A 21,014-nucleotide genomic window follows, 5' to 3' on the forward strand; every position below is an offset into this window, starting at 1 on the left:
GACTTTTTTATTATGCCCAGGGGTTATTTTTATCGCTCTTATAGTGGGAGTGGAACAGCGTGGACCTCTGATCATCACTCAAACCGTTCATCTGGTCGATAATGTCGATTACTTCCTCCTGCGTCAGACTCCCGTCGTCGTTAGCCTTGTCGATACCGGCCTTAAACTGCGTCAGCGCCGAACCGCCGACCTCCTTGTATTCGTCGGGTTTTGCCTTGATTCCCATGCGGGAAAAGAGCCGCCTGGTGGCATTGTCTTTTGCAACGGACTTGGCGGCGGCAAGAACGGATTCTTTAGACTGCTGATTTCCCGCCCGTTCAAGCGTCCTTTCAACCGTGTCCCAGTAAAAGCCGAGGTATTCCGTCTGATACTCCAAATACTGAGAATCGGACAGCGTGTGCGCCTCTCCGTTCGCGTCCTTGACCGTCACCGGCATAACCGCAGGAAGATACTCCGTGCTGCCCGCCGCCTCACAGACGGCCTCCACGGCAGCCTCCGCCTCTGTTTTGGTCCCGTTGTCAAAGTCCTTCCGGTATTCTGTGATCATGCTCAAAACCGCCTGCCGGGTCCCTCTGCGGCTCTCCGTCTCCGGCGCAAACTTGGACAGCTTATTGAAGTTGGTGTAGAACGACGTCATGGAACTGTCCCGCTTATACTGAATGGCGGCTCCCATGTCTTCGGGGTTGGAATTTCTGCGGGTGTTGGATGCCGCTGCTTGGTCATACAGCCAGTTCACAAGGTCCGTGGAATACTGATTGTCTCGCACATAGGAACCTTGAATTCCCAGCGTCAGATCCACGTTCTCACTTCCCACTGGGAACAGGGCTTTTTGGTACTTCCACCAGCCGCCCAGGGTATTGGAAAAGAAGTAATCCGTCATCATGGGGCTTACGTTAAAGGCGTCGCCCACAGCCTTTGCCAGTTTTGAGGTACGGTTGTTGTACTGGTCCTTCGGCTCCAGATTCTGCATTCCACTGCTGACGATAGGCTTTCCCAGGAAATCCTTGTTTGCAAACATCCGTACCCCGGTACCCAGTACACCCAGATTGCCAATAGCTCCGCCAATATCCGCCTGTGCCACATCGGAAGCGACGTTGGGGAGACAGGTATCGGTGGAGTAGTTGTAGAATTCGTCTAAGGCGTGAGAGTTTCCACCGAGATACTTCTCTGCGGCCGCCTCCATGAAGGAAGACGGAACAGCAATCTCGCGGGGCTTCGGGATCGTGAAATACTTCCCGCCACCCAGCGGGATACACCAATAGTTGTTCTTCGTGTAGTTGGAGAGTTGCGCGTAGTTGTCCCGGTCCTCCTGCGTCCTACTGTTCATTCCGTAGAATAGGGCCGCGAGAGCTGCGGAGGCCGCCAGATAGGCAACCATGCGGCTGCGGATAGCCTTGCTTCTCTCCTTGCTGGTAATGTTGTATGGGATTTCCTCGCAGGTCTGCCAGCGTACATACTTGTCCATGCCCTGTACGCCGGCATTGAAGAACGGAATCACCTTGTTAATGGTCCGTCCCTGTACGCCGCCCCGCCGGAAGTTGACCGTGATGTCGCTGCTTTCGTAGAAAGCCTCCTGCGGCGTCATGGCCAGCTTCTCCCGGCAAATCTTGTAGTAGGAGTACCGCGGTCCCATTTCCACCGTATCGCTGACAAAGCAGATCCATTCCACCGGGTTCAGCCATTGCGCCTTGCCCCCGGCAAGCTTTGCCCGGATATTCTTAGCCAGGTCCCGGTCTGCGGAATAGGCGGATACTTTGCCGCCGCCCATTGCCAGATACTCCTTGTAGAGCGGGTCAGCGTTCTTCCCCTTCAGCCGGTTTGCGTAGGCGGACGCGATGCCGCCCATCATGTGGACCGGGTTCTTGTCCTGTGAGAATGTGAAGTAGGTCATGAGGTCCCGGGGGAAGTTGGAGAAGATGGACCAAATTACGTTGTTGCCGGTTATGTTGGAGGTAATGAACCGGGACATCGCCCCGTAGGTTTCCAGCCACACTGGGAGTTTCGCGGTGTCCATACTGGTCAGAGAGGACAGCAGCATGGGGTCGTTGATCTTCCAGTATTCCGGCTTGCCGCCCCGGAGGACCGTCACCACGTCCCCGTGGGCAACACCCCGGCCATACTGAATCAGAAGATCATCGATGCCGTCTATGATGTCCTGGGCAAAAGAAGCGTCGTCCGCGTGGATGGTTCCCTGCATCATGCCCTCGTCCAGCGCATCGGAGAGTTTTTCTTTCAGTGTCGTGGCGTCAAAGGTCTTTTGCTTCAGCGGCGCCGGAACTTTTTCAAGGAAGTCCGCCATGCCGCCCTTCGATTGTGCCACTTTGGTCATCTGTGCCGCCACATTGTTTCGGGTGGCGGCATTGACCATGCGCACCACATTGTTAATGATGTTATCTACCGGGTTCACGATGTCCCGGCCGCTGCCATATGCCTTGCGGATGGTGGAGTTCTGGTTTGCAAAGCCGCGCTTTGCGCCGCCCGCACCCCTGTCGCCCATAAAGCGATTGAGAGGGACGTAATACTTCCAGCGCTCCGCCCAGTTCTTGGCGCTTTGCGAAGAAACGAGGCCGGTCCCAACGCCCCACGTTTGCAGGAAGTCCGTCTGGAACTGATAGAGCCGTGCTGCCGCCGCCTTGAATTCGGGATACTGCTTCTCCAACGCCTGCGCCCGGTCCTCCATCCATGCGGTGGAGTTCTTCCGGTCGTCGGCAAAAATGCGCATTCCCTCTTTCAGCCGTTCCGGTCCATGCTTTACTACCAGGAATTCACCAAAGTCCCGGTATTCCGTTTTGTTCTTCAGGTCCACGCCGTGGAGCGCCGTTGTCAAGCCAGAAGCCACATACTGTCCCTCCGGCCCGGTCAGGTCGCCGGTCAGGATGGAGCCTGCCATCGCGTCGGCATAGGCCGCGTTGGACGCCAGTTTGTATGTCTGGGTCCCCGTCGCCCGGTCGAACAGGCGAATGCCGTGGTTGGAATCCACCCATGCCTGATAGAAAGCGTCGCCCTTCTCCGCCACGCGCTGATCCAAGGTACGGAAGTCCCGGCCCTGGTCCTCTCTGTTTCGGATCGAAGATCCCGCCGTTTTGGCGTCCATGGAATAGTAGGCGTTCACCTCGTCGGCCAGCTGGTCAATCAGGGCATTGTCCTTGGCATTGAGTGCATTCTTGAAATGCTTTGTAAATTCAGGATAGTAAATGGCAGCCGTCTCCCGGTTCTGGAGGTATTTGCGGGTGTACTCCGCCAATCCCTCTGTCAGCCACTTCTTTTCCTTGTAGGCGGCCTTCATCTCTGCGTCCAGCCCGTCAATCAGCTCTCTGCGGGCTGCCTCCGGTATTTCTTTCGTCAGGCCGTACAGGTTGTCCAGATGATGCCCCAGCTCGTGAGACACGGTGGGCAGGTCATTGACAACCCGGGAGCGGATACCCTGGCTCCCCCGGTCGTACTGACCCATGACGCCAGCACCCCGGACGTGTCCGGTGGTAATGTTGATGCCGAAGTCATGCCGAATCTTCTCCACGATGTCAGAAACCGGCATAGGGGGCTTTTCGGAGTCTCCGACGCGCTGTGCGCTCCATTTCTGTTCCGGGGTCTGCGCCAATACCATATGGTCCACGGAAGACGATTTCCGCCTCGCTGTTGGTTTACTCGCTGCATCGGGCCGCGCAGGATCGGGTTTAGACGCGGCGACCGGCGTTCCGCCTTGTTTGGGCTGTTGGGTGGCTTTTTCTTTCTGGCCGCTTCCCGGATTTTTGCGGCTCTCCCGGAACTGCGTATGAATGGACGTCAGTTCTTTTGCATAAGTGTCAAAATCCTGAAACGCAGCATTAAGAATATCCCGCAAATTATCTGTCTTTCCGGCGGCGATACGTCCATAAACTGCAGCGTTGAACTCGTCGTATAACTTCACCCGATCTGCATCCGTCATATTTACAGGGTCGATTCCCCTGTGTCGCGCAGCAGCATTTAAAAGGGCTTGTGCCTCATCAGAATGAAGATTCAACTTATCCGGGGTTTTTCCAACGAAGTTAATATACGGAGAATAGCCGGACTGTTTCATAACGTGGGTGACTTCATGGGGGCCGATCATCCCCCGCAGTTCCTCGGGAACCGTCTCTCTCACATAAACGGTCCCATTCTGCGTAAATGCGGGTTCTTTTCTATCCCATGCGGCATCGCTGATCACGGCGTTGTCTACTCCGATATCGGATACAAAACGGGCCTCATTTTCTGATGCGCTTCCGGCCTTAGGCGTTACAGAATTATCGCTTCTTCACCTGTTTATTTCTCGTCGTCCCCGAATGTTATCAGCTTGTCCGTAAACTCCTTTTTGATTTTCTCCAATTTGGATTCTTTCGATTGCGTTGGCTTCTTGGACATGATTTCCCGGATTTTCTGCCGTTCCTTTTCGTAGTCCATTTTCTTCTTCTAATCCTCGTCCTTCTCGTGCTGCCAGCCGAACCCGACTTCCTCCAGGTACATTCCCAGCAGTTCCTGATACCGTTTCGACTCCGCCGGTGTCCGGTTTTCCCTTACCTGCAAGGATTTCATCTCCTGCTTCTGCTGCTCGTTCAATGTAATCACTCCCTGCATCGTTTTTGCTCATTATATGATCTTCCTGCCGTAAGTTCAAGCCGTTGGAAGCCGTTTTCATATCATTCTGCCCCGCCGTATAGGCGGCCACCGCCTGCCCCTCGGTGATGTAGTTTTCCACGGGTCGGGTCTCACCGTGAAGGCCCGCGTTGTATGCGGTCACAAAGTCTTTCGCATACAGGTCCGTGTCCACGTCCCCATCATAAAACGCCAGCATGGCCTTTTTCCCGCTCTGCCCCAGCGTATTTGCAACGGGGACCAGAGCTGCCGGGTTATCATTCACGGGGATAGTATCTTGCGGCTCCATATTCTCTGCAAAGTCTCTGGCCGGTACCGCCTCAATGTTTGCATAGTCCTCCGTCGTGAAATCCGGTACGGCGCTAGGAGGCGCTGCGGTGGGCTTTTCGATTGCTGGTGTAATTTCGCCCGTGGTCGGCTTCGGGGCCGCAGGCGTAGGAACAGAGGCCGCGGCAAGGCTTGTCTGTGCTGCCGCCGGTGCTTCTCCTGCAACCGGGATGTACTGCGCCATTTCTGCGTCGATGCTGTTCAGGAATTTATGGATGGAATCCACTTGTTTCTGCGCCCCGATCAACTGCATGTCGTTCAGGGCGGCACGGAGTTTTTCAACTCCGTCCATGACGCTGGATGCACCCTGTGCTTTCTGCTCTGGGGTTCCAACATCCATGATCTTCTGGACGATCTCGTACCGCTTGCTGACTTCGCTGTTCAGCTCCTGCACGTAAGCCTTATTCTGCGCAGTCATGGCGGCGGTCTTAATCGTCGTGTCAATGGCTCCAAAAGCAAAGGCCCACGCCATATTTTCTGCAAACGCTTTCGGGTCCGTCTTGTAGCCCGGATACGTCGCGTAGTTGGAAGCCTCGCCAGCGCCGGATTCACCCAACGCATAGGCCATGCCGGTAACACCGCCGTTGAGAATGTTGGGAAGCACAGCATTCTGTTTACCCATCGCCCGCAAAACATTCAAACCGGCTGCGGATACCGCGCTGGATAGGGCCTTGCCCGCTACTACACCCGCCCCGGCAAGTGTGCCGGCAAGCGCGGCCTTGTTGGGGTCATAGTTACCGGGAGAGTTTAGCCGGTTTGCCCTGGAATACTGCCCGGAGAGTGAGGCGGCTCTTGCCACCGTAGAAGCTCCCGGTATAACCCGGCCCGCCGCCGTTTGCAATCCAAGTCCAGTAAGTCCGGCGCCAATATCGACGGCGGCCCTGCCGACCTTGCCAAGCCCGGAAGATGCAGCCTGCTTTGCTGCCTCCGCTTTACTCGCCGCCGCATCAGAAGCATGATACATCGCGGGTGCAACCTGCTTCTCCGCTCCCACCGCCTTTTGAATGACGGCAAGCTGGTCCTCGCTATCCTTCAGCGCACGGTTCAGGTCGGCGCGGTCCATTGTGGACAGATTAGGGTCATTCAGGCCAGCCCGCGCGGCATTAACCTGTTGCTGAAGCATAAGCGCCTGATCCTTATAAACCCCGGAGGCCATGGTGCTGCCGCCACGGGCGTCGTATCCCACGCCGATGTTGTTTGCCTGATTGGACATTTCACTCAAAGCGCCGGATTTCAGTGTGTTCCAAATGCGGCTTGCCGGAGTATCGTCTCGCTTTACAAGCGTGTGGCCCTTCTGCTCCACGCGGGAGGACTTCGCGTCTACCCTGCGGTTTACGACTGTTGTGGCGGGCTTCGTGCTGACGCGCCCACCGCCGACTTCGCGCCACTGACTGGTAGACCGGGGCGCATAGGCGCTCCCGGTCTTATTCGCCGTCGTTGCATTCGGATTGGAAGCAGGAGCGGCGGGCTTGGATACTGCCACAGGCTTTTTGGTGATGGTAACCCTGCCCATGTTGGTTGTGCCATTGTCTGAAGAGGAAGACGCTGCGGTGCTGGGGACAGCATTGCCCCCAGCTGCGGGCTTCCTTTTTGTGATCGTTACCATGCTCGTCCTCCTTAGTTGAAGCTGATGTCAAATCCGTACAGAGAAAATTTCTTTGAAAGCGCCTGCTTCTGGGAACTGGTGAGGCCAGCTTTCTCAATTGCAGAGGCCAGCTTTTCCGCACTGCTATACTGCTTTCCGTTCCACTTGAAAACGCCCTCGTCCTCGTTATAGTTGAGGCTTGTCGCATCGGCCCCGTTGCCCGCCCACTTTTGATAGGCACTCCAAAGGCCGGAAGCGGAACTGAAGCCGTATTTCTTGTAGTTGCTGGAAATGAAGTTTTGCGGACTCACGGCACTCTGCGCCGATGCAAACAGGCCGTCGTAGTTCTGGGACCCGCCGCCGTAACCAGCGGAAGACTTTGTAGAAGTCTTTTTGGTGGTCTTTGCGGCCGACATTGCCTGCTCCACCTGCCATTGCTTTTTCATGGCGGCGATCTGCGAATCAGTGTAGCCCAGCGCCTTATAGCCGGAAAAGTCACCGTACTGCGCCAGATTATCCGCTGCCGCTGCCTGTTTCTGATACTCCACATCTCCGCGGGAATCCCCATAGTCGCTGCGGCTGTCCGCATATTCCTGATCGTAGTGATTGTCAGAAACAGCGTCCCGCCCCGCCTGATAGTTGAAGTTTCGATTATCAGACTCCACGCCGTAACTGAAACTGCGGTCGGCGTTCCACTGGGAAAGCTGATCTGCGTATTTGGCATAGTCGCCGCTCTCAAGACCAGATAGCATAGAGAGGTTGCTCCTGTCGCCAGATAGCTTGTCCTGGTACATTTCCAGGGCGGCTTGCTCCAGCGTGTCCATATAATTGTTGTAGGACTGCTGGGACGCAGAACCGGCATAGGACGAGGCAAGGCCGCCGGTGCGGGCGCTGATCTGCCCCAGCGTATCCTGCATGGCCTTCTGCCCATTTTTGGTATAGCTCTGCTGCAAGGCCGCATATTCATCCCCAGTTTTAAACCCACCATAGGAACTGTTCAAAATCTGCTGTGTCAGTGCATTGATCTGATCCGCGTACTTGCTTGTGTAGGAAGGAGCCCCCTTGTTATATGAACCGCCGGCGTTTCCAGATGATCCACTAGAGGACAACTTCTGGCCGTACAGGTATGCGTCAGCGGCGTATCCGTCATCGGATGAAATGCCCTTGCTGGCGTAATAATCCTGATTTGCCGCAATCTTCTCATTCCGCTGGCTGTTTAAGTCGTTTACGACAGACTGGTCTGCACCGCTGGCAATCGCGTCCTTGATCTCCTGCGCGTAGTTTCTATTTTTATCGTTGGCCATGTTGGTTCACCCCTCTCTCATTTGGATTCCAGTGATTTGAGCCGCTTTTTGACGCCGGAATCATTGAATTCAATCTGTTCCTGCATATAGGCAATGTAGTCCAAAAGAACTTTTACGGCCTTTTTCGGGTCCTCCGGAAGTTCCCCAACCGATCTTGAAAAGACTGCCATATCACACCTCCGAACCGACGCGGTATTCCCGCAGCAGTTCCATCACCGCGCAGGGACCCCTGCCGGAAATCCTAATCTCAAATTTATCGCACCGCCGAGGAACTACCGGGAAGAATATTGTATCGTCCTTCTGTCCAACAGACGTTCCGGCGCTCTCCCATTTTCCACCGTCGCAGCGGTACTCAACGGTCAGCCTTGAACCCTTCGGAACTTCTGCCCGAACGAACACCCGGCTGTACCGCTTGCGCCCCTGAATCGTTTCAAAGAATGGAGCCAGCTGTGCCGACCATGTGACCGACTCACTTCCAACACCCGCGCTCTCTGCCCATACGCTGCCGTCCGAGGATAGGAGATAGAGATTTCCGTCCAGCCGCGCAAAGTCCACCGCGTCCGCATCATCCTCCCGCATCCAGAACCCGGTAAGCGTGTCATACACCAGCAGGGATGGCGTATCTCCCTCTTTGGCGGATAGGAAATACTTGGTCCCGACTGTCCCGGCGGTCCCGGCGGAATACCGGTGATTTCCAAATGCCGAAGAAATCAGGCTCGGCGCTCCGCCTGAATAGGCGTAAACGCCTCCGGTCCCCAGATAGAACAGCACTTCGTTGATGTTTACCATGGATTTGCTGCACCCGTGTAGAACCCCCGCATATTGATAGGTTGCCATCTGATATTCCGCCGGGTAACTGCCCAGAATCTTGTGCAGGCACTCTTCTTTCCAGCAGAGAACATTTCCTCCCAGCGCGCAAATGCCGGTGAAATTTCCGTGGCTGCCAACGGCCACGGCATAGCTGTCCGTGGAAACGTTGTCGTAAGCAAAGAAATTGCCGGGGTCGCCCAGCGACGACGCGTAGATCGTCTTATCCGCATTGCTGACACCCCATAGCCGGTTCTCGCTCTCGCAAATATAGTCAAGGGACGGGAGTGTCCGCTCAATGGTGATGGCGGCGGTATCCGTCCCGGCGCTTGAAAATGTCCCATCCGGGAATGTCAGGAAGTTTGCGGCAACCGCAACCACCTTTGCCCGGTCCGCTCGTCTCCCGGAATCTGCCGAACCCGATACCGTTACACGGTCCCCAACTTTGAAATAAGACCGAAAGTCCGGCACGGGATGAATTGCGGAAACTACTTCAAATGTGACGTCGCCATACACATACATGGCGTATCCGTTGTAGGAAGAAATGGGGCAGCTTGTAACTCTGGCATAAAATCCGTCCGGGTTGTTTTCGGAATAGTCCACTTCAATATCGTGGTGTGCCTGGCCGCCGGAATTATAATCATGAACCGATTTATAATTGAGCTGCCAATCACCGGAAATGTCTGTTTTTCGCAGCATGACGATCTTTCCAATGATGGACGCGGCTTGGCTGGTGGGCGATACTTCCACCTCACCCGTCAGTGTCCAGCCTCCCTCCGCAGACCATGATGCACCGGTATAGGTTTTAATGTAGGGCGTCGTAATGCTGTAACTGTTCAGTCCGTAGGCATATGTCAGCCGCTGTGTTTTGGTTGCGTAGACGTTTGGAGACATTGTAAGCGAGTTAGCCGTGAAGGCCGCCTGAGAATCCGCAACGCTGGAAAGGGAGGCATTCAGCGGTTTGAATTCCTTGCTGTTCAGATCCAGATACATCTTGTCCGGCCAGATGCACAGCTTTGTGTTGACGACCGCGAATTGCTTCTCGCCGGTTGTCACCGTCCCAACCGTTTCCCCGTCATAGATCAGGCTCGTCCCGTCCACCACGATCAGCTTACCCCACGCAAAAATCGCAGTCGGAGCAGTATAGTCGGAGATTGGCTCCCGCTGCATACGGGGAGACAGCAGGGGGAATCTCCTGACGGACAGATTTTCCGCCGCAGCGATATCCCCGTCCTGCGTCTTGTCGGAAAGGTTCAGGCCGCGAAAAGCAACAATCTGCTTTTGTGCCGCGTTCTCCGCGTATTTCATGCTTGGAAGTCGCATATCCCCGCCCCTTTCTTAGAATGTAGTCCAACCTGCAGTATTTGCAGGGCGGTGTGTCCTGCGATACCAGGAGCGGAATTCGGCGTCCGCCTCAGCGAACATAATCTTATCGTTCTCATAGGATTGCATTTCCCGGTTGTGCCAGTCGATCATGGCAATTAAATAAAGCTCGTACACGTTGGTGTACGGCGCAAGAACCAGCAATTCCGTTTCTGCGTCCCTGGGATACTCATAGGATACCGGTTCCTCGCCCTTCAGCAGCTCCACGCTGTATTTCCCGTCCAACTCAGAAAGCCACGACGTCAGGATTTCGTCCCCGTAAATATCCGGCTTCAGCTTTTGGATTTTGGCAATTGCCTCTCCCACTTTCATGTAAAGCACCTCCATGTATATCGCGGCTTCTCGCCGCCCCGGACCTCGTACCGCATCCAGTCAAGCCCGACGATCACCGGCCCGCTGACAAGGCACCACAGCGCCGCAAACTGCGGGCAAATTTGCCCCAACACATTACCGGGAAATTCGGAGTAGTCCCAGACCCCCCAGCCCAGCCAGAGGTTCAAAATGCACCCGGTCACAAACTCCGCCGCCGTAATGGCCGCGCCGCATAAGAGCGCCTGCGCCCAAATCGGACAAGCCCACGGCAATTCCGCACCCATGCGCTCCATGAGGATACCCAGCAGCAGTGCCAGCACCAGCATGGTCCAGCTGATGCCCTCCGGGTGACCCTGTCTGGTCTTGTAGGCGACTTCCAGTAAAAAGTATGTAACCCCGACAAAGCACCCCATCAGCCCGCTTAGAATTACGTCGCCAATCTTACGCATTTCCGCCTCCCAGCATCTCCGCGATCTGCGCGTTGCACTGCGTCTGGTAGCTCTCCGGCAGCACCGTGGCCCAGTCCACCGCAGCCGCCTCCGTCAGCTTCCCTGCGTCGGCCAGATCGTGGGCCAGCTGCTCCAGCCAGTCCGACCGGATTTTGCATGAGATGATGTAGGCATAACCGGCCTTAAACAGAGCCGTGAACTGCGCCGCCGTATAAACCTCGTGCGTGACCCGGCTGGAATCGTGCCACAGGGCCGACGTTGCCCCCGCCTGAATGGCCGCATACTGACTCTGAAGGTCGCGCTGCTGGATTTCCGTCAGGGGATAGTGCAACGATCCCCGCCCCAACACGTCTGCATCAAAGCCCCCGGTGATGGCCTCAGCACAGGCCGCTTTAATGGCAGCACTCCGTTCATCCTTCACTTCTTTTGCAGTCGGCATAGCAGGACCCGGTATTTCGCCTGCAACCCAACTTTTCACAGTCTTAACTCCGTCAATGTCCTCAACATCAAATGAGCCAAACGGAAAATTGGGAGTTGCAAGATTATACGGAATAGCAGCCCAACCATCAGGAACAAAACTGCTACTTGTTTCATTATTATCGTGAGCCCCATTTTCCTCGGCAGCTATTTTTACTGTTCTCATCATGTCTCCTCCCACTTACAAAATAATGACATACTTGAACGTTGTACCGGCAGCAGTATATGCGTTTGACAGCGTAAGAACCCCACCTGCTTCAGAAAAGTAAGATTGAGTGGCAAAAACATTATTGATAATCACCGCTTTTGGCTTTGATGGAACGGCAATTGTTTTAGTAGAGGTACCCGTTCCAACATATGAGCCAGATAAGACTTTAACCAGATCACCGATTTTTCCGTATGGGAAATAAGTGTATCCATCAGAAATAGGATAGGCATTCGGATTTGGAGAATTAGCATAGCCAAGTATTGTGCTAACCGTCGTGGCAGAAATCTGGGCATATCTAGTCAGATACACGTTATAATCGCCATCATAAGATCCAGAGCCGTAGACTGCATCAGATGCAACATAGTAAAAGTATCTATACAATGGCAAATAAACATATTTGCCACGCATAGTAGCTATTGGAGGCCAAGTAGAGCTATTACTTGTAACAATGGCTGTAACAACATTACCAGAAAGAGAAAGCACACCACCTGAAACCGTAACACTATCAGAATATCTGACCTCCAACTGTGTTTTGTTATAGCTATTAAATATGATTGATTGCCCAGTTGATACACCTGCACTTTGAATATCTCCAATTGCAACCTGCTCTGTAACCTGAGTCTTTGCCCACAAATATTCGCTGCAAAGTCCAGCATTAAATCGAAACAAAACCTCGGCATTCAGATCAGTCCATTGACTCCACGTAGTACCATAGCTCGTGCGGAAGCGTATCTGATTTCCAATGTTAAGACCAATTGCCAGCTGAGCCCCAAATCCATTATTGTCGCCATGGCGAAAATACTTGATGTGCCACCACCCAGCAGGAAGCCCAATCTGAGTGCCATCTGCAATAGCAGATTCGTAAGCGTTCGGATAATTGGCGTTGTTCATATCCGCCGCAGAAATTCCAGCGTCATGATTCTTCCAACTCACGGCCCCGATCTGTGGTGCTGTGGTACTGTGCGGATTGTCCGTCCGTGCGGCATGGGCGGCAAGGTTGGCCTGTACCGCCGCCGCACTTCCAGCCGGGTCTGCGCCTACCTGCTCCGCCGTGTGGGTGTGAGTTGCCGCCGCCTTGCCGTATAGGGCTGTATCTGTCTGAGACTTCGTGTAATAGTCAGAGAGGTCCGTCGCGGGAATTTCAGAGATTTTTAAATCCGCGTATGACTTCGCATCTGTTTTTGCCGCGTTCGCCTTGGCTTCCGCATAAGAAAATACGTCCTGACATTTCCCCTGCGGGTCATACGTTGCGGACAGCATATCTCCCGTTCCGGCGCCTGCTGGTCCCTGCGGGCCGGTGTCTCCTTTGTCTCCTTTTGGGCCGGTCGCTCCCATCTCCCCGGTGTCTCCTTTGTCCCCTTTCGGACCGGTCGCGCCCGTTTCCCCCTTTGGCCCCTGCGGTCCGGTCGCGCCGGTATCACCTTTCTCTCCAGTATCACCTTTTATTCCCTGCGGGCCGGTTGCGCCAGTTTCTCCCGCCGGAATCCCAAATGACAGCTTCACATTTCCGGAATCGTCCGTTCCTTTTGCAACGGTGGCGGCAGAGCCGGGGGCAATGGTGGAAGCCTCAACACTCATGTTTGTGACTTTATCAAGCGCCGCTTGCATCTGCTGCTTGTCGGTGGCAGTCACCTTCGCCTCATTGGCCGCGCTGGATGGGATTTCGCTGTCCATCACCCGGAACTTTGCGGCCTTTGTGGTGATTGTGCGTGTGACCGTCGTATTGTCCGCCGCAAGCACAATGCCGCGCACAGTAACGCTTGCAAGGCCAGCAGAGGCCATTGCCTCAGCGGGGATGGGAATGTCATAGGTTGCATCCATGCCGTCCACAAGCACGTCCGCAGGCAGCAATACGGATACGCTGGTTTCTCCCAGCGCGTCCGTGAAATAAGCCGTCTTGGATGTTCCGGCCCAATGCTCGTCAAAGGTCATGCGCATGGTGGTTGCCCGCATAGCGCCAGAAGCTCCAACTGTGTCACCGGCCATACTGATATAGGCGTCCGAAATATTCAGGTTGATGATGCGATTGCTCATTGTCTCACCTCGTTTGAATGAAAAAAGGGGCAGCGCGGGCTAAAATCCCTGCTGCCCCATGCCGTGTCATGGTGGTTTTTGTGTCTCGCGGAATCTTACAGAATCTTCTGCTCTTTGAGGCTGTTGTACTCATTCTCCTTTGTCCTAATGAGATTAACAGTCGCCTTATCCTGCCTAGCAGACGCCTCGATCACCTCGGCGACGAAGCGGGGAACCTGCACGGGAACGCCGCGTTTGATGGTGTAGACCACGCCGTTGACAATCACGCGAACATCATCCGCATACTCGCCGGCATCCTGGAAAAGCTCAATGGTGACGATGTCCTTCTTGGCGTCCTCCATGGCTTTTCGGTGCGCCATTTCGGCGCTGCGCTCAGTATTTGCCTTTTCCTGGGCCTCCTCGGCCTTAATCTCAGCCCGCAACTGTGCTTTGAGCGCCTCTATGTCAACCGGAGGCTGTGCAGGGGTAACGGTGGGAGTCTCAGTGGGGGCCGGGGTATTATCAGTATCAGGGGTATTTTCCTTACTCACGGTGTTTTCCTCCTTTTCAGGTTATTAGTTGGCGCCGGATTCAAAGTTGGAGCAGGTTTCGATACGAACCATGTTCTCCTCGACAAGCCGGACCGCCGTCTTGATGGCTTTCCAGCCGACCGTCGCCCGCTGGTCCAGAGGGTCAGAAGTGCCGCCAGAACCCAGCTGCTTGACGATGTGGCGCAGGCCGCCGCCCTCAATCTCGGTCGTACCGTAGGCCTCCGCGCCGAAAATCATTGTGGAATACACGTCGCGGCCCTTTGCACCTGCCTCACCGGGATAAATCACGGTGTTGTCGGCGGCGGTGACAGCGCTGTCCACCGTCAGGGTGGTTGCGGTGTTGGCGGTGACCTTCACCCGCTGAGTGCCAATCAGGACGTACCGACCGACCAGGGCATTCGCCGCAACCGCACCGCCGTCAAAGGTGACGGTGGTCGTGGAGGCCGCGCCGTTACACAGCAGCGTCCGGACATCGGAGGCCAAATCCTCGGCGTGGAAGACCTTTGCCTCAGTGGTCTCGCTGAAACGGATCCCGGATACCGCGCCGATCTCGTTGTCGTACAGATTTTGGGTATCCACATACTGATGGGGGTACTTCCAGTCGGGGTCGTCCATAATGTCGAACTCAACATCGGGGTTGATGATACCGGCCCAGTTCTTTCCGTCGGGCTTCTTGGCGTTGACGTGCTTCAGGGACCGGGCCGCCATGCGGCAGGCGCGGACGGTCAGATAGTCGTTGCCAGTAGACTCGCCGCCCACCAGCTTGCACCGGGAAACCTTCGTACCGTCGCCGTACTGGACGTTCGTGCCGCCGTTCAGCACCTCACGGGTGATGGTATCCAGCGTACTGCCCGCCTGAGAGCCCAACAGCTCCGTGGCCTCGACCATGTTGTTGTCGACGGTTTCCAACAGCAGACGGTCAGAGAGCGTCACATAGCCGCCGTACTGATGTACGGTTGCGCCGAACTCGGTGACGGAGAGTTTCTGTCCATTGGGCGTGACACCCTCGGTAAGCGGCGTCAGGGCCTTGGGAAGCTTGGTATATTTTCGGAACTTGATCGTCTCGCCGCTGTTGGCGGGGATATTGCGCTTCTGGGCGAACTGGTCATGGACCAGCTCCGGCTGCGCGTTTTTAATCAGCACCTTGTCGTAGAACGTCCGCATTTCGACGGACATGCCGGAGTCGGTGGTGGTGTTCGTGTTCGGCGCAGGATCGTCGAACATGGCCAGGAAAATGGGGTATACCATGTACTTAGACATTTTCATGTTGTCAATCTCCTTTTCGTATGTCGGAGATCAGACACCTGTTTACAGGAAAATCTTCTCTCCGCGCTTTGACCTGCGAATGGCCTCCGCGAATTCCGCATCGGTCCATTTGCTGGGGTCGCTCTTGTAAATGGTGGCTGCCTGAGAAGACGCACTGTTTTCTGCCGGACGTGTACCACGGGCACGGATGTTGGCGGTGACGGCCTTTTCGGTCTGCTGCGCCGCAGCGGAAGCCGTATTGTGCAGAATGTCGTCCATGTGGGTGGCACTGTAAGCGACGGCAACTGAGATCGGATACTCCTTGTTCGATTTCAGAAGGCTCAGGAACTGAGGATTTTCCTGACACTCTTTTGCAAGGTCAAAATCCTTAAAGCGAGGGTCCGCTTTAAGCGTCTCTGCCTCCTGCATCCACCGCTGCACCTGCTGATGTGCATTCTGCTGTGCAAGCTGATTCGCTTTTTCCTCGCGCAGCTGCTTGTTCTCCCGCTCCATCTTCTGGACCTGCTTGTACTGCTCGACGGTCATACCGGCCTCTTCGGCCTGTGCGGCCCACATGGCGTCGTCATCGTCGATTGCAGCCTGCAAAGCGGTCAGGTCGTTGCCCTGAATCCCGTATTTCTGGGATAGCTGCTGGATGATGGGAGACTGGGCAGCAAGAGAATCCTGCAAGCCCTTGGTTTCCGCGAACCTCCGGTTGATGATACGCTGCACCTCGGCGTCGTACTGGTCCTTGTAGTCGCCCTGAATCATGGCCTTAAACTGTGCGCTTCTGTCTTCGCCTTCCCCGGCGGCGGGAAGCTGTGTATTGCTTTCAGCCGTGTTGGGTTCCGCCTTGCTGGTATCTGCCTTGGGAGGCTTACCCAATACAACCTTTGCGCCCGTATCGCTCTGCTGGGTGGAGGCAGAGCCGCCATTTGTCTCGCCCGTCCCGGTTCCTGCCGCAGACGCGCCGCCAGCCCCGGAAGCCGCGCCGCCGTCAAACAGTGCAAGGAAAATCGGGAAAATGTTGAACTTTTTCATCGTTCGACCTCCTAAATATCGCGGGAGTATCGCCCCCGTGCATCGGTTCGCTGCTGTCCTGCATTCCCACGTTGCCCGCCCGCCCATGCAAAAAAGGCGGGCGGGATGATGTGGGAGGAGGAAAGGATGAACGGGGATGGAACAGATCCCCTTACTCTTATTCTGCGAGTGGTAATGTAACTTTGGCTAGACACGTTTTAAAAACTTTTTCAATATCCACGGAAATATTTTTCGGGTAGTTCGCTTCAATGCCCTTCAAGCCCAGAGCCGTCATGGAAAAGACATCGTGTGTCCGACCAAAAACCGTAATGTGGAACTTCCCGCTCCGAGCATCCAGTTCCGTGATGTGGGCCTCGTCCGAATTGGCGCACCAGGACATGAGGGATTGGCAAAGGGTGGATACGCCGGAACAAACCACATCGTTGCCGGGGTTGAATCCTGCGTGGCCGTCCACGTCGAGGGTGTAGCAGTTCCCGCAATGCGTCATTTTTGCTGTGATCACTGCGCTCTCACTCCGTTCTGCCCGTTCATCGTCGGATTGGCCCGTGCCGCCATCTTCTGGGCGTACGGCTGCATGGCCGCCTGTGTGGCGTTCTGGCGTCCCTGTGAGATCGTCTGCCCATTCCCACCGCCGGTGTTCTGTCCGCCCTGACCGGGGCCGGCAGGAGCGCCCATTTGAGCGCCGGTGAGCATGGCAAGCTGCTGTGTCAGCTGAATGACTAGGTTGTACAGCGTCTGGCCCTGCTGGACCTGCTGCAAAACTTTGTCTTTGCCCTCAAAGTCCATCATTTCCAGAGCAATCATGCTCTGCTGGGCCTTTGCCGGATCGAAGAAGCCCAGTCCGTATAGTTCCTTTGCCCGCTCATACTGGGCCTCAATGGAGAAGGGGGACCGCTTCTGGGCCTTGATTTTGAGATCGAACACCGGCTTGCGCACCAACTGCGCCGTACCGTCCGCCGCCGCCTGCAAAACCTGCTCCTGAATTCCGGCGTTGGAGAAGTCGGTAAACTGCGTGCTGCCATCCTCGCCGGTAATGCGGAATTCCCGCGACTCCGTGTAGAACTGCCGGATCAGCTCAATGACCATGCTGCAAATCCGCTTGTAGGACCGGTAGCTTGCCTGAATCATGTCCCGGCTGATCTTATTGCCCGCCTCCTGCAAGGCGGCAATGGCGGAAGCAGCGGTCACGCCGGATGATGTACCGCCGTTGGAAAAGTCCCGGTTGGCGCTCGTCTCTTTCAGCTCGTCGATCTTCATTTGCAGGACGTTGAGGTAATTCGTTTCCAGAGGCGGGACGGTGATGGGCTTCAGCCGTTGGTCGCTCAGATCGGTGGACTCGACGTGGACAAGGACCTGACTGGAATCCTTTAGCTCCTCCTCGTTCACGCCGACCTGCGGGGAAGCGAAATACCGCGTCTTAGTCCCAAGGTAGCTATGTTCCAGAATGTTGCCGCCCAGCTTGTCGATGTACAGCTGCGGGGACTTGGTAATGGCAATGGTCCCGAAGCCCACCGGCGTTCCCTTTTCCGGGTACAGCGGGTCAAAATCGAAGGGATACAGCCCGTGCTGATAGTATCCGGCGTCCCTGCACTCCGGGTCGTTTTCGCTGGCGTACAGGATGCAGGCGTCGCCCGCAAACTTGACATAGTGCAGCAGCGTCCGGCCCGACGGGTCCTTGACTTTGTAGTACCAGTCCACCACCAGCGCCTTTTCCTCCAGCTTGACGTTGGGATCGTAAGTATACTTGAAATCGTTGGCCAGCGCGGCGGTGAATCGGCCCTTGAATTGCGGGTACTGCTCTTCCAGAATGTCCCGATCCTGCAAAGCGACTGTGAAGAAGTTCCGGGAGTCCTGAATGTCGCTGATCCCCGGCTCCCAGTAGCAGTTGAGCAAATCCATATCGCTGATCTCGATGTCGCCCAGACCGTTTTCAAGGTCGTTGTTCCAGCCGATGAAATAGGCCGCCGTGCCGTGCTTCAGTTTTTCCCACCACTCGTCGGAGTAGGTCTTTTCAAACTCGCACAGCTCCATGATGCACGGGAGGATGGAGGATAGCTTTTTCGCCTCGCCCTCGTCATTCTGCTCCCTCGGCAGCACATGCCCTTCCGGGTAGTTGTCCATGGCGTCTGCGTGTTTGGCGCACAGGCTGTTGAACAGCCACGCAGAGGACGGCTCCGGTGCGTTGGGGTCCTGCTGCTTGCGGATCACTTCCCAGTGGCGCAGCTCCCACCACTTCTCATCCTCCAGCAGGCGGGCCGTGAGGTTGGCTTTCGCGTCCCGGTACTGCGTCAGGGTCTTCATGGCCTTGCGCACGTCTTCCTCGGTGATGACCTGCTGATCTGTGGCCTGCATCTGCGTGGCCGCCACCAACCGCCGACCGATATCCGGGTCAAACTGCGGGCCTCCGGCCTCCGGTACGCCGTTGCTGCTCTGCGGATCTGGGCGCTTGCCTAAAAATACGGACATATATGCCCCTCCTTAGTGGATTTGATACCATGCGTACTGCCGATTGTTCGCGGCGCTGTCGTCGTCAGACAGCGGGTCGAACGGTTTCGGCACTGTCGCAGGCTTAATGCGCATTGCAATGGGATTTTCCATGCAGATGTACCGGCACTCGTCGTAAATGTGGTCCTCGCAATCCGTGTCCACGTCCTCCACGTCCGTCTCGCTGTATACGAGGTTCGGCATGGTGCGGATAAAGTGCTTGCAGGTGGAAAAGACGTACAGCATCGGAATCCCGTTCTCGTCAAAGGCGAGGCGGTTGTGCAGCTGCATCTTGCCGTTGAGCCGGTCATTCTTGGCAGGCAGCCAGCTGACGCACAGCCGCTCCATGCTCTGGGCCACACTCTCGGCGCCATCCTGTGCAAAGATGGCAGGGTCCGCTATGCCGTTGATGTACCGGCCCTTTAGATTTTCGTCAGACGCCTCGATCTCCCGGATTTTCTCGGCTACGCGGTTGGGATACCATTGGACGCCCTTGTTTGGCTCTCCTGTGCAGCCGTATAGCTCTCGGATGCGGTATAGCCGCCTATCATGATCCACGGCGTACCAGCCGACGGAGAACGGATGCGTGTAGCCCCAGTCAAAGCCCCGCCATATCTTCCAGTCTGGCGGAATAGTAAACGGGCTGATTACGTGGGTATTCTTCCGATCGAGATAATGCTCCCGGTCATCGCGCCACTCGGTGAACACCTGCCCGTTGAAGCTGTTCCAATCACCGTACAGCAGCGCATTCCGCTCCGCCTCCGGCATAGAAGCCAGCCGCGCGAGATAGTTTGGGTCGTTGTCCATCAGGATTTTATTGTCCGTCAGCTTCGCGGGTATGAAGACCGACGTCACCCACTTCTCGTACTGCACCCCGCCGGGAAGCGTTGCCTTGACCTTGCGCCATACCGTCGCCCCGGGCGATGCAGCCGTGATAAACCGCTCCTTCACCCAGCCGTGGCCGATTCCGCCGGGGTTTGCCGTGGCCCGAACGTATGTTCGTGTTCCCGGCCCATTGGGACGGCAGCGGGAGTGGGCCAGATAGTCATACAGCGAATAAGTAAACTGTGTCAGCTCGTCGAAGCCTATGAAGTCATAGGGCTTGCCCTGGTAGTTGTACTTGTCCTTCTCGTGCTGGATACTGCCGAAGATAATCACAGCGCCAGAGGGAAAGTGCCAGATGTGCTTGCTGTCGTTGTACTTCGCGCCGGGGAATGCCTTTGGATACAGCCGAAGGGACTTGCCAATCAAATCTTCCAACTGCGGATAGGTCCGCCGGACGATCAGACCGCGGTAATATGGGATATGGACTTGCCGCGTGGCCTCCATCACCAGCGCGTCGGACTTCCCCCCGCCTGCAGCGCCGCCATATAGCGCCTCGTCCTCACTGCGGGACATAAACAGCGCCTGCCGTGGCTGTGGCTCCCAAACAACGACTGGCTTAATCTGTTTTGGCATTGGGGGCCTCCCCGGTGTCTCCCTGCGTCACGCTGCCTTCCGGCGGGCTATCAGGGAGCGTGATCGTGGCCGGAAGCAGCACCACGCCGGTTGTCTGTGCGCCATCTCCGTCATCGTCACCGGGAACCGTGACATGAATTGTTCCCTTGCCATCGGGATACATCCCCAGGTGCTTACCTAGCAGGTCCAGCGCCTTGATCTTGTCGTTGAGCTTGATCTCACGCTCCACCATGTCCCCGTCATCGCCCATGGACATGGTTTTCACCTTGCAGCTAGACACGGCGGCCAGATCGTCCGCGCCCGCATTTTCTTTCACCGTGCCGGTATCGAAGTTAATCACGTCGGATGGATTGACAAAGGCCACCCTTGCAAGTTCCCGCAACACCCGGTCCTGCGTGATGCCGGTGCGGCGGCTACGAGCTGCCATCTCGCGTGCTATCGCGTTCCTGACCTTAGTTTTGCTCATGAGCTGTGCCGCGATGCTGCTTGTGTTCTTTGTGCTGTACCCCGCTCTAATAGCGGCCTGCGAGGCATTCAAGTCAATGAGGTATTCTTCGCAGAAGCTTGCCTGTTTTGGCGTCAGACCGTCTTTATCCAACACTTTTTCCGCCGCCTTTCCATAAAAAGCTCAAATTCTATCTTTAATTCTCCGGTAAACGATGTAACTTTCGCAAGACACGAATGAAAAAAAATAAAGGCCGTCTCCTACTCGCGCGTAAGAGACAGTCTTTATCAATACCATATACATGGAGGTAGAGGCCC

The 21,014-nt window shown here is 55.8% G+C and carries 16 protein-coding genes; all 16 read right to left on the reverse strand.

Features of this window, described 5'->3' with window-relative positions:
• Nucleotides 1–10 precede the first annotated feature (10 nt).
• On the reverse strand, nt 11–4,183 hold the full coding sequence (locus ABWQ15_RS04435) for an LPD38 domain-containing protein (protein WP_353907618.1): 4,173 nt from the start codon (nt 4,181–4,183) through the stop codon (nt 11–13).
• 87 nt (nt 4,184–4,270) lie between these two features.
• Nucleotides 4,271–6,541 carry a hypothetical protein gene (locus tag ABWQ15_RS04440; RefSeq protein WP_353907619.1) on the reverse strand — a complete coding sequence of 757 codons (2,271 nt, stop codon included), beginning with the start codon at nt 6,539–6,541 and terminating at the stop codon, nt 4,271–4,273.
• Nucleotides 6,542–6,552: 11 nt separating this feature from the next.
• A complete protein-coding gene (locus tag ABWQ15_RS04445) occupies nt 6,553–7,824 on the reverse strand; it encodes a hypothetical protein (protein WP_353907620.1) in 1,272 nt (423 codons plus the stop codon).
• 17 nt (nt 7,825–7,841) lie between these two features.
• Complete coding sequence (locus tag ABWQ15_RS04450) at nt 7,842–7,994, reverse strand: hypothetical protein (RefSeq protein ID WP_353907621.1); 153 nt, start codon at nt 7,992–7,994, stop codon at nt 7,842–7,844.
• A gap of 1 nt (nt 7,995) precedes the next feature.
• A complete protein-coding gene (locus tag ABWQ15_RS04455; RefSeq protein WP_353907622.1) occupies nt 7,996–9,954 on the reverse strand; it encodes a hypothetical protein in 1,959 nt (652 codons plus the stop codon).
• 15 nt (nt 9,955–9,969) lie between these two features.
• Entirely contained in the window at nt 9,970–10,326 is a 357-nt protein-coding gene (locus tag ABWQ15_RS04460; protein ID WP_353907623.1) for a hypothetical protein, read from the reverse strand.
• Nucleotides 10,323–10,775: a putative ABC transporter permease gene (locus ABWQ15_RS04465; RefSeq protein ID WP_353907624.1), complete on the reverse strand. Its 453-nt coding sequence runs from the start codon at nt 10,773–10,775 to the stop codon at nt 10,323–10,325. Before ABWQ15_RS04465 ends, ABWQ15_RS04460 begins: the two co-directional genes overlap by 4 nt.
• Nucleotides 10,768–11,253, reverse strand: coding sequence for a DUF4376 domain-containing protein (locus tag ABWQ15_RS04470; protein ID WP_353907625.1), 486 nt, complete (start codon nt 11,251–11,253; stop codon nt 10,768–10,770). Before ABWQ15_RS04470 ends, ABWQ15_RS04465 begins: the two co-directional genes overlap by 8 nt.
• Before the next feature lie 180 nt (nt 11,254–11,433).
• Nucleotides 11,434–13,494, reverse strand: a complete 2,061-nt coding sequence (locus ABWQ15_RS04475) for a collagen-like domain-containing protein (protein WP_353907626.1) — start codon at nt 13,492–13,494, stop codon at nt 11,434–11,436.
• Nucleotides 13,495–13,589: 95 nt separating this feature from the next.
• On the reverse strand, nt 13,590–14,024 hold the full coding sequence (locus ABWQ15_RS04480) for a hypothetical protein (protein ID WP_353907627.1): 435 nt from the start codon (nt 14,022–14,024) through the stop codon (nt 13,590–13,592).
• 24 nt (nt 14,025–14,048) lie between these two features.
• Nucleotides 14,049–15,290, reverse strand: a complete 1,242-nt coding sequence (locus ABWQ15_RS04485) for a N4-gp56 family major capsid protein (RefSeq protein WP_353907628.1) — start codon at nt 15,288–15,290, stop codon at nt 14,049–14,051.
• Nucleotides 15,291–15,332: 42 nt separating this feature from the next.
• Nucleotides 15,333–16,310 carry a hypothetical protein gene (locus tag ABWQ15_RS04490; protein WP_353907629.1) on the reverse strand — a complete coding sequence of 326 codons (978 nt, stop codon included), beginning with the start codon at nt 16,308–16,310 and terminating at the stop codon, nt 15,333–15,335.
• A 157-nt stretch (nt 16,311–16,467) separates the two neighbouring features.
• Nucleotides 16,468–16,812: a ribosomal-processing cysteine protease Prp gene (locus tag ABWQ15_RS04495; protein ID WP_353907630.1), complete on the reverse strand. Its 345-nt coding sequence runs from the start codon at nt 16,810–16,812 to the stop codon at nt 16,468–16,470.
• A complete protein-coding gene (locus ABWQ15_RS04500) occupies nt 16,809–18,776 on the reverse strand; it encodes a portal protein (protein WP_353907631.1) in 1,968 nt (655 codons plus the stop codon). The genes ABWQ15_RS04495 and ABWQ15_RS04500 overlap by 4 nt, the downstream gene beginning before the upstream one ends.
• A gap of 12 nt (nt 18,777–18,788) precedes the next feature.
• Nucleotides 18,789–20,252, reverse strand: a complete 1,464-nt coding sequence (locus ABWQ15_RS04505; protein WP_353907632.1) for a terminase large subunit domain-containing protein — start codon at nt 20,250–20,252, stop codon at nt 18,789–18,791.
• Complete coding sequence (locus ABWQ15_RS04510; RefSeq protein WP_353907633.1) at nt 20,236–20,853, reverse strand: terminase small subunit; 618 nt, start codon at nt 20,851–20,853, stop codon at nt 20,236–20,238. Before ABWQ15_RS04510 ends, ABWQ15_RS04505 begins: the two co-directional genes overlap by 17 nt.
• Nucleotides 20,854–21,014 lie beyond the last annotated feature (161 nt).

The sequence above is a fragment of the Oscillibacter sp. genome, assembly GCF_040505565.1.
In the GTDB taxonomy this organism is placed as follows: domain Bacteria; phylum Bacillota; class Clostridia; order Oscillospirales; family Oscillospiraceae; genus Oscillibacter.